Genomic DNA, 12,271 nt, shown 5'->3' on the forward strand with positions numbered 1-12,271 from the left:
ATGGCGACGCCGACACCAACACCGCGCCCGCACCAGCCACTACCAGCGCCGATCCCACCTCACTCCATGATCACGAAGTCCGGCTGGAGTACTAGTTCGGAGAGTTGGTAGGCGAGTTTGTGGCGGATGAGGGGGATTCGGGTTGCGGTGCGGATGAGGGTGTTTCGGAGGGTTCGGGCGGGGCGGGGGCGGAGGGTGGCCATGCGGGTCATGCGGTCGGTGAAGGTGACTACGCCGAGGGCTATGGGGCGGCGGCGGGGTTCGTAGTCGTCGAGGAGGGTGGTGGGGGCGTTGGCGCGGAGGACTTGGGCGAGGAGGGAGCCTAGGAGGGCGGCGTCCTGGATGCCGGTGTTCATGCCCTGGCCGCCGGCGGGGCTGTGGACGTGGGCGGCGTCGCCCGCGAGGAAGACGCGGCCCGCGCGGTAGTGGTCGGCGACGCGGTGGTGGACGCGGAAGCGGGAGCTCCAGAGGACCTCGTGGACGGTGGCGCCGGGGCAGCGGGCGTCGAGGAGGGTCTGGATCTGGTCGCGGGTGGGGTGTTCGGGGGCCTCGGCGACGGTGGCGACGACGCGGTAGCGGTCGCCGGTCTCGTCGGGGAGCGGGGCGACGACCGTGACGCCCTCGGGGGACAGGTGCAGGGAGACCTCGTCGCGGGGCGCGGGCCAGGTCATGCGGACATCGGCCAGCACGAAGGACTCGGGGTAGGTGGAGCCGGTGAAGCCGATCCCGGCCTGTTCCCGTACCAGGCTGTGCATGCCGTCCGTACCGATCACGTAGTCGGCCCGGATGCGGCCGGAAGTGCCTGCGGCGTCGGTGTATTCGACGGTGGCACCCGTGTCGTCGGTGGTCACCGCGGTCACCTGATACGGCCGGTGCACATCGCCGCCCGCCTGGCGGAGCCGGGCGAGCAGGACCGCCTCGGTGGTCTCCTGGCCGACCATGAGGGTGTAGGGGAATGCGGTCGGCAGATCGGCGAAGGAGACGGTGGCCAGCCGCTCGGCGCCGTCGTGCAGCACGAAGCGCGGCACCTCGATGCCCAGCTCGTGCAGTTCCTCGGCGATGCCGAACTCCTGGAGCACCTCCATCGTGCGGGCGTGCACCACGGCGGCGCGAGAGGTGTTGGCGCCCTCCGCGAGTCGGTCCAGGACCACCGCGTCGACACCCGCGTCGGCGAGCGCGATGGCCGCGGTGAGTCCGGCGGGTCCGGCGCCGACGATGACGACCGAGGCGGTGGCGGGAAGAGTGCTCATGACCTGCTCCTCATACTTGCCAACATTTGTTGGCCAACGGCTGTTGGCATCAACGATAAGACGAGGGTGGTGGCATGTCAACACTTGTTGGCCTACAGTTGTTGGCATGCCGCTCGAGACCACCCCCCGCCGTTCCGACGCCACGCGGGCCGCGATCCTCGACGCCGCGCGAAAACGCTTCGCCGAGGACGGTTTCCGCAAGGCGACGATCCGCGCGATCGCGGCCGACGCCGGGATCGATCCGTCCATGGTGATGCGCTACTACGGGAACAAGGAGGGTTTGTTCTCGGCGGCGCTGGATGTCGAACTGGAACTGCCCGATCTGGCCGCGGTCGACCCGGAGTCGTTCGGCGATGTGCTGGTGCGGCGGTTTCTGGAACTGTGGGAGGAGTCGCCGGGCAATGAGATCCTGCTGACGTTGCTGCGCTCGGCGGTCACCGACGAGGCGGTGGTGGAGCGGATCCGGCAGATGTTCGTCGGGCAGGTGATGCCGGTGGTGCTGCGCGTCAGCGACCCGGCCGACGCGCCCCGCCGGGCCGGTCTGATCGTCACGCAGATTCTCGGACTTGCCTTGTGCCGCTACGTGTTACGGCTGCCGCCGGTGGTTGCGCTGACCCCGGAGCGGATCCGGGCCGATATCGGCCCGACGATCCAGCGCTATCTCATTTCCGGTGACCGATGAGCAGCGTCTGCGTGCCGCGGCCGACCGCGCCCTTCTCGTCGAACAGCCGGGATTCCGCCAGACCGGTGCCGTTGGGTTCCGGATAGGTGACGGCGTCGAGGCAGATCCATTCCCCGATGGGCTCGCGATGCAGGGTGACGGTGAGGTCGGTGTTGATGAACAGGTAGCTGTTCCAATCCAGTACCGTACTGATGCCGTTCCCGTGGTCGGCCGCGACGAGGGTGCGTTCGAGGGGGCTCGGGGTGGTTCCGGCGACGATGGGTCGGCGCAGGCGCAGCCAGCAGGTGGCGGGGCCGAGTTCGGCGAAATCGCCTGCGACGAAACGATATTCGATGCCCTGATGGAAGCCGACGTCGAACGCGGATTCGAAGTGGGTCTCCGCGGCGGCGGTGTCCGGGCCGGGCCGGGTCTCGTCGGCGACGATGCCGTCGGGCAGCTCGAGTTCCGGTTCGGCCTGCCGGATCCGCCAGGCGTTGGCCTTCAGTACCGGACCGCGTTCCGAACTCATGGTGGCCTCGATCAACTCGACGCTACGGCCGGGCCGGGTCACCTTCGCCTCGACGACGAGCGGGGCGAGCGGCACCGGCCCGAGGATCTCCACAGCCACCCGGGCGACGCGGAAGTTCTCGCGCGGTTCGCAGCGTTCGATGACATGCCCGAGCAGGGCCGAGGGCGGCCCGCCGTGCTGCGCGTCGGGGGACCACGGGCCGCGGGTCAGCTCGGTCGATTCGAACCGGGTGGGGTCCGAGGGGTCGGGCAGGTAGAACGCCTCCATACGTCTTTCCTACCGCATGGGTCAGGCGTTGATCTCGATGACGCAGACGGTGTTGCCGTCGGGGTCGGTGTAGGGGGCCTTGCGTCCGGTCGCGCCGTCCGGGCCGACCGCGATGAGCGGCCCGTGTTCGATTCCGCGCGAACCGATTTCGGTGATCGCGGTGTCGAGATCGGCCACGGCCAGATTGACGACCGTGTACCCGGCCCGCGCCGGATCGACCAGGACGTAGAGCAACGCGGTGGGGGTCACCTGCCACATGGTCTCCTGGTCGGGGATGGCGAGGACGTCGGCCTCGCGGCCGAGGAGGCGGGTGTACCAGTCGACGGAGATGGGGAAGTCGCGGACGGGGACGGCGGTGAACATGTAGTCGATGTCCATGAAGTGGGGACGGTGTGCGAGGTGGGGATTCATCGGCGTGCCGGTCGCCGCCCATGACGCCCCGCCCTGAAACTGCCGCCGCGGGGCACCGGGATCGCGGCGATGATCGCGAGCAGGGCCCACAGGACTTGGTGTTGGGGTGCAGGATGAGGTCGGCATTGCCTCTCGGGCAGGCGCGGGGGCCGTAGGCTGGGTAGATGGTCGATACGGGGGCGGCGTACTCGATTCGGGTGGCCGCCGATGCCGATCGCGAGGCGGTTCTGGAGCTGGCGGTGGCGTTCTACCGGGAGGAAGGGTTCGGGACCGGTCGGGAGGAGTTGGGGGCGAATCTCGGTGTGTTGCTGAGTATGTCGTCGGCGCGGGTGGCGGTGGCGATCGGCGATGGGGCTCGGGTCGGGTTCTGTGTCACCACGGCCAAGTTCGGGCTCGAGCAGGGGTGGGTTGCGGAGCTCGAGGATCTGTATGTGATGCCCGGGTGGCGGCGGCGAGGGATCGCGGAGGCTTTGATCGAGGACAGTGCGGGATGGGCGACCGAGCGGGGGTGTGGGGAGCTCGAGCTTGTGATCGCGCCGCAGGGGCATGATGTGGCGGGGTTGCGGGAGTACTACCTGCGGCGGGGGTTTGTCGACGGTGGGCGGAGGTTGCTCGGGCGGACCTTGAGACCGGAAAGCCCCGGCCGATGAAAGATCGGGCGGGGCTTGGGGTTTGGAGTGCCCTCGGCAGGATTCGAACCTGCGGCCTTCTGCTCCGGAGGCAGACGCTCTATCCCCTGAGCTACGAGGGCGGGGTGGACCCGGTCGTCGTTGTTTGCACGTCGTCCGATCGGGCTGGGAAAGCGTATCGCATCGGGGGGCTGGAGCCAAAACCGTCACGGTCGGAGGCGGAACAGGGTGGTCCAGGGGGTGGGGGTGGCGGGGGGATCAGTTGAGGGGGAGGGGGGTGGCCTGGCGGGCGGTGAGCATTTGGGTCATGAGTTGGGATTCGCCGGTTTGGGTGGTGCGCATGCTGGTGGCGAGGGAGCGGACGGCGTCGGTGTCGGCGTGGGTGGTGGCGTAGTCGATCATCGACAGGCCGCCCTGGTGGTGGCGGAGCATGAGTTGCAGGAACAGGGTGTCCTGGGCGGGGCCGGTGAGGTTGCGGAGTTGTTCGAGTTCCTGGGGGGTGGCCATGCCGGGCATGGTGGCGACGGGGCCGGACATCGGGTGGGTCGTGCCGTGGTCGTGGCCGCTCATGGGCTCGGTCATCCAGGCCATGTAGCCGTCGGCGGCGGCAATCGGCTTGCCCCACAATTGAAGCCAGCCCTGCATGCGGCCCGCCTGGTTGGACTGGGTGGTGAGGATGTCGTAGGCGAGCCGCTTCACGTCCGGATCGCTGCCGCCCGCGACCTCGAGCCCGGCCATCTGGACGGCCTGGGCGTGATGCACCGACATGTCCTGGCAGAAGCCGGTGTCCACCGCGCCGGGCGCGGCATCGGTGTGGCGCTGCAACGGGATTCGGGCGATCACGCCGATGGCCACGCCGACCAGCAGGACGGCGACCGTCGCGAGGACGACGGTCGCCGTGCGCTGCCGTGATCCGGGGGCCGTCACTGACCCGGGACTCCGGGCATTCCGGGCAGGCCGGGGATTCCCGGGATGCCGCCGGGCAGGCCGCCCATGCCCTCGCTGGCGTCGGGGGTCAGGCCCTTGCCGTCCATCGGCACCGCGTCGGGGCCGGGGGGAGTGGGATCGAACGGCGGCGGGTTGTTCGCGTCGAACGTCGGGTTGTCGCACGCCGCACCGACTTCCGGGTAGGCGTACTGGTTCATCCGCAGCGCGGTGATGAACTCGCCGATGCGCTTGTCGTCGGCGCTGTCCAGCTTGAGCTGATGGCCCCACGACTGCAACGAGATCGGCTTGTCCAGGCCCGGGTACGGCGACATGAGCATGGCGGGCTTGTTCTGCACCTTCTGCTTCAGCTTGTCGAGCGCGTCGCCGGAGACCCGATCGGGGTTGTAGGCGATCCACACCGCGCCGTGCTCGAGCGCGTGCACCGCGTTCTCGGTGCGCATGGCCTTGCCGTAGACCACGCCCGTGCAGGCCGCCCACGACTCGTCGTGCGGGCCGCCCATCGGCGGGCTCATGTCGTAGGCCACCCGCTGCGGGGCGCGCACGTGCAGGCCCGCGGGGTAGTCCTTCTTCACCACGCCCGCGATCTCGGTCGACGGATCCTTCTTCTCGGCGGTCGGGGTGAACTTCTCCGCGTCCGCCTTCTCCTGGTACTTCGGCACCAGGTACACCGCCAGGGCGGCGATGAGGGCGATGATCACGACGGCTGCGCCGACGGTCGCCCAGGGGATCCGGTTACCCAGTGGCGTCTTGCCCTTGTTCGTGCCCCCGCCTTTGCGGGCCGGGCCGGTCTTGGCGGCGGCACGAATCGCCTTGGCGGACTTCGCGCTGGTGTTCGGCATCGCTGATGTGCTCTCTTCGACATGTCGGACGGTCCCGCAATGCGGCAAGCTGGTGTCACCGGCCCGGTTTGCTGGGTGCCTGCCCAGAGGTGCCCGATGGCGGCGTACGCCTGCTCAGACCATAGGATAGAGACTCGTGACTCCAGCTGACCTTGCAGATCTCCTTCGCGCCACCGCCGCGAAGGTGCTTGTCGAACGTGGATCGGACCCTGCGGTCCTGCCCGACGAGGTCAAGGTGGAGCGTCCCCGCAACCCGGAACACGGTGACTATGCCACGAATGTGGCCATGCAGGTGGGTAAGAAGGCCGGACTGAATCCGCGCGAGTTGGCCGGGCTGCTCGCCGAGGCGCTGGCCGCCAACGACGGCATCGAGTCCGCCGATGTGGCGGGGCCGGGGTTCCTGAACATCCGGCTGGCCGCCGCCGCGCAGGGCGCGATCCTCGAGCAGATCCGCGCGGCGGGCGCGGGTTACGGCAGCGCGAGCACGCTGGCCGGGACCAAGATCAATCTGGAGTTCGTCTCCGCGAATCCGACCGGACCCGTCCATCTGGGCGGCACCCGCTGGGCCGCGGTCGGCGACGCCCTCGGCCGCATCCTCGCCGGTCAGGGCGCGGAGGTCACCCGCGAGTACTACTTCAACGACCACGGCGCGCAGATCGACCGGTTCGCCGAATCGCTGGTCGCCGCGGCCACCGGCGCGCCGACGCCGGAGAACGGCTACGCCGGGGCCTATATCGCCGAGATCGCCGAGCGGATCACGACCGCGCATCCCGACGCGGTGACTCTGCCCGCCGACGAACGGCACGAGCTGTTCCGTCGCGAGGGCGTCGAGCTGATGTTCGACCACATCAAACGGACCCTGCACGAGTTCGGTACGGAATTCGACGTCTACTTCAACGAGAGTTCGCTGTTCGCCTCCGGCGCGGTCGACGAGTCGGTGGAGCGGCTCAAGGCCATGGGCAAGCTGTACGAGAAGGACGGGGCGTGGTGGATCGCCTCCTCCGAGTACGGCGACGACCAGGACCGCGTGGTCATCAAGAGCGACGGCAAGGCCGCCTATGTCGCCGGTGACATCGCCTACTACCTGGACAAGCGCGCCCGCGGCTTCGATCTGTGCATCTACATGCTCGGCGCGGACCACCACGGCTACATCGGGCGACTGAAGGCGATCGCGGCGACCTCCGGCGACGATCCGAGCACCGTCGAGGTGCTGATCGGCCAGATGGTGAACCTGGTGCGCGACGGCAAGGCCGTGCGGATGAGCAAGCGCGCGGGAACCGTTGTGACACTGGACGATCTGGTCGAGCTGATCGGCGTCGACGCCGCCCGCTACTCGCTGGTGCGCAGCTCGGTCAACACCAGCATGGACATCGACCTCGACGTCTGGACCAAGCAGAGCAACGAGAACCCGGTCTACTACGTGCAATACGCGCACGCCCGCACCTGCGCGGTCGGCCGCAATGCCGCCGATCTCGGATTCGCCGGTGTCACACCGGATCTCGCGCTGCTGACCGCCGACGAGGAGGGGGAGCTCATCCGCACGCTGGGCGAGTACCCGGCCGTCGTCGCGAGCGCGGCGACGCTGCGGGAGCCGCACCGCGTGGCCCGCTACCTCGAGGAGCTGGCCGGGGCCTACCACCGGTTCCAGACCAACAAGACGCTGCGCATCCTGCCGCAGGGCGACGATCCGGTCACCCCGGTCAACGCCGCGCGTCTGGAACTGGTCAACGCCACCCGTCAGGTACTCGCCAACGGCCTCGGGCTGCTCGGCGTCGACGCACCGGAGCGAATGTGATGAGCGCCCACCCCGCCGGACCCCGGCACGCCGAGATCCCGCACGCGCCGAATCTCCCTGAGCGCCCGCGTGATCCGGCTCTGATGATCGATCTGCCCGCCGCGGTGTGGCCACGAAACGCCACGCGTGGCGACGACGGCGTGGTACGGCTGGCGGGCGTCCCGGTCACGGAGCTGGCCGAGAAGTTCGGCACGCCGCTGTTCGTGGTGGACGAGGACGACTTCCGGTCGCGCTGCCGCGATATGGTCCGCGCGTTCGGCGCGAACGCGCGAGTTCACTACGCCTCCAAGGCATTTCTGTGCGGTGAGATCGCCCGGTGGGTGCGAGACGAGGGCCTCTCGCTGGACGTCTGCTCCGGCGGCGAGCTGGCGGTGGCGCTGCACGCGGGCTTCCCGGCGAAGCGAATCGCGTTGCACGGCAACAACAAATCGGTCGCCGAGCTGGAGGCCGCGGTCGCCGCGGGGGTGGGCCACGTGGTGGTCGACTCGCTGATCGAGATCGACCGGCTCGAGGCCGTGGCCGGGCGCGCCGGAGTGGTGCAGGACGTGCTGGTGCGCGTCACCGTCGGCGTGGAAGCCCATACGCACGAATACATCTCGACCGCGCACGAGGATCAGAAGTTCGGCTTCTCGATCTCCGGCGGCGACGCCCTCGAGGCGCTGGCGCGGGTGTTCGAGGCGGACAATCTGCGGCTGGTGGGCCTGCACAGCCACATCGGTTCGCAGATCTTCGACATCGACGGATTCGAGATCTCCGCGCGGCGCATGCTGCGGCTGCTGCGCGACGCCATCGACAAGTTCGGCGCGGAGCGCACCGCGCAGATCCACACGCTGGATCTCGGTGGGGGACTGGGCATCTCGTATCTGCCGAGCGACGATCCGCCGCCGCTGGACGAGTTCGCCGCCAAGGTGCGCGATCTGGTGAGCGCCGAGGCCGCGCAGATCGGCCTGCCCGTCCCGACCCTCGCGGTCGAACCGGGCCGGGCCATCGCCGGTCCCGGCACGGTCACCCTCTACGAGGTCGGCACCATCAAGGATGTGACCCTCGACGCGGGCGCGCGGCGGCGTTACGTCAGCGTCGACGGGGGTATGAGCGACAACATCCGGCCCGCGCTGTATCAGGCCGAGTACGACTGCCGCCTGGTCTCGCGCGGCAGCGACTCCGGCCCGGTGGTGGCGCGCGTGGTCGGAAAGCATTGTGAGAGCGGCGATATCGTCATCAGGGACACCTGGCTGCCCGACGACGTCGGGCCGGGCGATCTGATCGCGGTGGCGGCCACGGGCGCCTACTGCTACTCGATGTCGAGCCGGTACAACCTGCTCACCCGCCCGGCCGTGGTGGCCGTGCGGGACGGGCGGGCACGGGTGATCCTGCGCCGGGAGACGGTGGCGGATCTGCTGAGTTTGGAGGTGGAGCCATGACCGGGGCCGGGAACAGGGCGGTGTTCGGATCCGACCATCCGATCGGGGTCGCGGTCCTGGGCATGGGCAATGTCGGCACCGAGGTCGTGCGGATCCTGCGCGAGCACGCCGACGATCTGCGCTCGCGCGTCGGCGCGCCCGTGGTGTTGCGCGGAGTCGCGGTGCGGCGCACCGACATCGACCGCGGCATTCCCGCCGACCTGCTGACCACCGACGCCGAGGCGCTGGTGCGGCGCGACGACGTGGATCTCGTCGTCGAGGTGATGGGCGGCATCGATCCGGCGCGCGGGCTCATCCTGGCGGCGCTGAACGCGGGCAAGTCGGTGGTGACCGCCAACAAGGCGCTGCTGGCCGACTACACCGCCGAACTGGCCCGGGCCGCCGAACGCAGCCGCGCCGATCTGTACTTCGAGGCGGCCGTCGCCGGGGCGATTCCCGTGGTGCGCCCGCTGATCCAGTCGCTGTCCGGCGACCGGGTGAACCGGGTGGTCGGAATCGTCAACGGCACAACGAATTTCATCCTGTCGGCGATGGACGAGACCGGCGCGGACTACGGCGACACGCTGGCGGAGGCGACCCGGCTGGGCTACGCCGAGGCCGATCCGACCGCGGACGTCGAGGGCTACGACGCCGCGGCGAAGGCCGCCATCCTGGCCTCGCTGGCCTTCCACACCCGGGTCACGGCGGCCGACGTGTACCGCGAGGGCATCTCGAAGATCACCGCCGAGGATCTGGAAACCGCTGCGGCCGTGGGCTGTACGGTCAAACTGCTGGCGATCTGCGAACGCGTGCCCGCCGGGCCGGGGGAGCCCGGACCCGCCGAGGGCGGCAAGGAACGCATCTCGGTACGGGTGTATCCGGCGCTCATCCCGCGCCGGCATCCGCTCTCGGCGGTCACGGGCGCGTTCAACGCCGTGGTCGTGGAGGCCGAGAACGCCGGGCGACTGATGTTCTACGGGCAGGGTGCGGGCGGCGCGCCGACCGCGTCGGCGGTGATGGGCGATGTGGTGATGGCCGCGCGCAACAAGTTCTACGGTGGTCGCGCGCCGGGCGAATCGGTCTATGCTGAGCTGCCGATCGCGCCGATCGGCGACACGCCGACCCGCTACCACGTGAACCTGAAGGTCGCCGACCGCACGGGGGTGTTGCAGGCGGTGTCCGGCGAATTCGCCGAACACGGCGTGAGCATCTCGACGGTCCGCCAGGAGGGACACGACGAGGGCGCCCGGCTCGTCGTGGTCACCCACCACGCGGCGGAGTCGGCGCTGGCCGATACGGTGGCCGCACTGGCCGAGTTGGAATCCGTCACGTCCGTGACCAGCGTCCTGAGATTGGAAGGCACCGAGGAATGAGTACGACGGGAGTGCCCGTGCATCGCGCGTGGCCCGGCTTGATCGCGGCCTATCGCGAGCGATTGGCGGTGGGCGCCGACTGGGAGCCCGTCACGCTGTTCGAGGGCGGTACGCCGCTGGTGCCCGCCCACCACCTGTCCGAGTTGACCGGATGCGAGGTGTACCTCAAGGTCGAGGGCGCCAACCCGACCGGTTCCTTCAAGGACCGCGGCATGACCATGGCCATGACCGACGCCAAGGCGCGCGGTCAGCGGGCCGTGCTGTGCGCGTCCACCGGCAACACCTCGGCCTCGGCCGCGGCCTATGCCACCCGCGCGGGTATGCACTGCGCGGTGCTGATTCCGCAGGGCAAGATCGCGATGGGCAAGCTGGCGCAGGCGGTCATGCTGGGCGCCAAGATCATTCAGGTACAGGGCAACTTCGACGACTGCCTCGAGCTGGCCCGCAAGGTGACCGCGGAATTCCCGCAGGTCGGCCTCGTCAACTCGGTCAACCCGGCGCGCATCGAGGGACAGAAGACCGCGGCCTTCGAGATCTGCGACGTGCTCGGCCGGGCGCCGGACGTGCACGCGCTGCCGGTTGGTAACGCGGGCAACATCACCGCCTACTGGCGCGGCTACAGCGAGTATCACGCCGACGGCGTCACCGGATCGCGCCCGCGCATGCTGGGTGTGCAGGCCGCGGGGGCCGCGCCGCTGGTCAACGGGGCCCCGGTCAAGGATCCCGAGACCATCGCCACGGCCATCCGGATCGGCGCGCCCGCGTCCTGGAACGGCGCGGTGACCGCGAAGGAGGAGTCGGGCGGCGCGTTCCGCGCGGCCACCGACGACGAGATCCTCGCCGCGTACCGCCTGGTCGCGGGGCGCGAGGGCGTCTTCGTCGAACCCGCCTCGGCGGCGAGTGTGGCGGGGTTGCTGGCCGCGCGCGCCGAGGGCTGGCTCGAACCCGGGCTGACCGTGGTGTGCACGGTGACCGGCAACGGCCTCAAGGACCCCGACACCGCGCTGTCGGGGATGCCGGAGGTGCAGGCGATCGGGGTGGATCCGGTGGCGGTGGCCCGCGAGCTGGAGCTGGCCTGAGTTGAGCTCGCGCGAAGGTCAATTGATGACCAGGACCCTGCCGCCGGGGATCACGGTCACCGCCCGGGTTCCGGCGTCGAGCGCCAATCTGGGTCCCGGTTTCGACTCGCTCGGGGTCGCGTTGGGGTTGTACGACGAAATCGTCGTGCGCACCACCGATTCCGGCCTTACCATCCGAGTGGAGGGTGAGGGCGCCGACGACGTCCCTTGGGGCCCTTCGCATCTGGTGGTGCGCGCGATCGAGCGCGGCCTGGAGTCGGCGGGCGTCTGGGCCGACGGCCTGGATGTGGTGTGCCACAACGTGATTCCGCACTCACGCGGGCTCGGTTCGTCCGCCTCGGCGGTGGTCGGCGGGCTCGCCGCCGGGCGCGGTCTGGCCGCCAAGTTCGACGCGTCGCTGGTCTGCGACGACGACGAATTGGTCCAGCTGGCTTCGGAATTCGAGGGACATCCCGACAACGCGGCCGCCAGCGTCCTGGGCGGCATCGTGGTGTCGTGGACCGAGGACGCCGCCGATCCGGCGGCCGACCACCACCTGCGGACCTACCGGGCGGTGCGGTTGGACCCGCATCCCGCGCTGTGCGCGACCGTGCTCATCCCGGAGGAGCGCTCGGCCACCGCGCACACCCGCGGCCTGCTGCCCGAACTGGTGCCGCACGGGGACGCGGCCTTCAACGTCAGCCGGGCCGCGCTGGCGGTGGTCGCGCTGACGCAGCGGCCCGACCTGCTGCTTCCCGCCACGGCCGACCGGCTGCATCAGGGGTATCGATCCGCCGCGCTGCCGCTGACGACCGAATGGGTGGGGCTGTTGCGCGAGGCGGGAATCGCGGCGACCGTGTCGGGGGCGGGCCCGACCGTGCTCGCCTTCAGCCTCGGGGAATTGCCCTCCGAGCTGCGCGAACGCGCGTCCCGCGCGGGCCTTCGAGTGGTGTCACCGACCATTTCCGACGGCGTCCGGGTGGATTGACGGCGCGCCTGCCTTGCTGAGGTGAAAAGTGAGAGCTATCCTGGGCACGTCCGTACATCGTGCGCGTCATGTCGCCGGTGCTTCATCAGGGCAATCGCTCCAGCAGGCTCCTTGCTCAGGCTC

At 69.8% G+C, this 12,271-nt stretch carries 12 protein-coding genes and 1 tRNA gene; 7 read left to right on the forward strand and 6 right to left on the reverse strand.

All coding sequences use genetic code 11. From position 1 onward, the window contains the following. Positions 1 to 59 precede the first annotated feature (59 nt). Entirely contained in the window at positions 60 to 1,250 is a 1,191-nt protein-coding gene (locus ACFYTQ_RS37265; protein ID WP_387371104.1) for an FAD-dependent oxidoreductase, read from the reverse strand. Between the two features lie 106 nt (positions 1,251 to 1,356). Here ACFYTQ_RS37265 and ACFYTQ_RS37270 point away from each other — a divergent pair, with 106 nt between their 5' ends. After that, positions 1,357 to 1,932: a TetR family transcriptional regulator gene (locus ACFYTQ_RS37270; protein ID WP_387371106.1), complete on the forward strand. Its 576-nt coding sequence runs from the start codon at positions 1,357 to 1,359 to the stop codon at positions 1,930 to 1,932. Here the strand turns inward: ACFYTQ_RS37270 and ACFYTQ_RS37275 are convergent. Beyond that, positions 1,913 to 2,707, reverse strand: a complete 795-nt coding sequence (locus ACFYTQ_RS37275; protein WP_387371108.1) for a thioesterase family protein — start codon at positions 2,705 to 2,707, stop codon at positions 1,913 to 1,915. The two genes, ACFYTQ_RS37270 and ACFYTQ_RS37275, sit on opposite strands and share 20 nt — an antisense overlap. A 21-nt stretch (positions 2,708 to 2,728) precedes the next feature. Beyond that, positions 2,729 to 3,085: a VOC family protein gene (locus ACFYTQ_RS37280; protein ID WP_387371110.1), complete on the reverse strand. Its 357-nt coding sequence runs from the start codon at positions 3,083 to 3,085 to the stop codon at positions 2,729 to 2,731. A 197-nt stretch (positions 3,086 to 3,282) separates the two neighbouring features. Between ACFYTQ_RS37280 and ACFYTQ_RS37285 the strand changes: the two genes are divergently transcribed. Beyond that, on the forward strand, positions 3,283 to 3,768 hold the full coding sequence (locus ACFYTQ_RS37285) for a GNAT family N-acetyltransferase (protein ID WP_387371112.1): 486 nt from the start codon (positions 3,283 to 3,285) through the stop codon (positions 3,766 to 3,768). Between the two features lie 28 nt (positions 3,769 to 3,796). Here the strand turns inward: ACFYTQ_RS37285 and ACFYTQ_RS37290 are convergent. The 3 genes from ACFYTQ_RS37290 to ACFYTQ_RS37300 form a co-directional block, all read right to left on the reverse strand. Then, positions 3,797 to 3,869 (reverse strand) — tRNA-Arg (locus ACFYTQ_RS37290). A 136-nt stretch (positions 3,870 to 4,005) separates the two neighbouring features. After that, complete coding sequence (locus ACFYTQ_RS37295; protein ID WP_387371114.1) at positions 4,006 to 4,674, reverse strand: DUF305 domain-containing protein; 669 nt, start codon at positions 4,672 to 4,674, stop codon at positions 4,006 to 4,008. After that, a complete protein-coding gene (locus ACFYTQ_RS37300; RefSeq protein WP_387371116.1) occupies positions 4,671 to 5,534 on the reverse strand; it encodes a DUF3105 domain-containing protein in 864 nt (287 codons plus the stop codon). Before ACFYTQ_RS37300 ends, ACFYTQ_RS37295 begins: the two co-directional genes overlap by 4 nt. Before the next feature lie 136 nt (positions 5,535 to 5,670). On the opposite strand from ACFYTQ_RS37300, the gene argS reads away from it, so the two are divergent. Genes argS through thrB form a run of 5 tightly spaced genes read left to right on the forward strand, consistent with a single transcriptional unit; the run spans position 5,671 to position 12,148 of the window. Beyond that, positions 5,671 to 7,329, forward strand: coding sequence for an arginine--tRNA ligase (gene argS, locus ACFYTQ_RS37305; protein WP_387371118.1), 1,659 nt, complete (start codon positions 5,671 to 5,673; stop codon positions 7,327 to 7,329). Next, on the forward strand, positions 7,329 to 8,750 hold the full coding sequence (lysA, locus tag ACFYTQ_RS37310) for a diaminopimelate decarboxylase (protein ID WP_387371120.1): 1,422 nt from the start codon (positions 7,329 to 7,331) through the stop codon (positions 8,748 to 8,750). Before argS ends, lysA begins: the two co-directional genes overlap by 1 nt. After that, entirely contained in the window at positions 8,747 to 10,102 is a 1,356-nt protein-coding gene (locus tag ACFYTQ_RS37315; RefSeq protein WP_387371122.1) for a homoserine dehydrogenase, read from the forward strand. Before lysA ends, ACFYTQ_RS37315 begins: the two co-directional genes overlap by 4 nt. Next, on the forward strand, positions 10,099 to 11,181 hold the full coding sequence (gene thrC, locus ACFYTQ_RS37320) for a threonine synthase (protein WP_387371124.1): 1,083 nt from the start codon (positions 10,099 to 10,101) through the stop codon (positions 11,179 to 11,181). Before ACFYTQ_RS37315 ends, thrC begins: the two co-directional genes overlap by 4 nt. Before the next feature lie 25 nt (positions 11,182 to 11,206). After that, positions 11,207 to 12,148, forward strand: a complete 942-nt coding sequence (gene thrB / locus ACFYTQ_RS37325) for a homoserine kinase (protein WP_387371126.1) — start codon at positions 11,207 to 11,209, stop codon at positions 12,146 to 12,148. The last annotated feature ends 123 nt before the right edge of the window (positions 12,149 to 12,271 follow it).

Source organism: Nocardia sp. NPDC004068 (assembly GCF_042874315.1).
In the GTDB taxonomy this organism is placed as follows: Bacteria; Actinomycetota; Actinomycetes; order Mycobacteriales; family Mycobacteriaceae; genus Nocardia.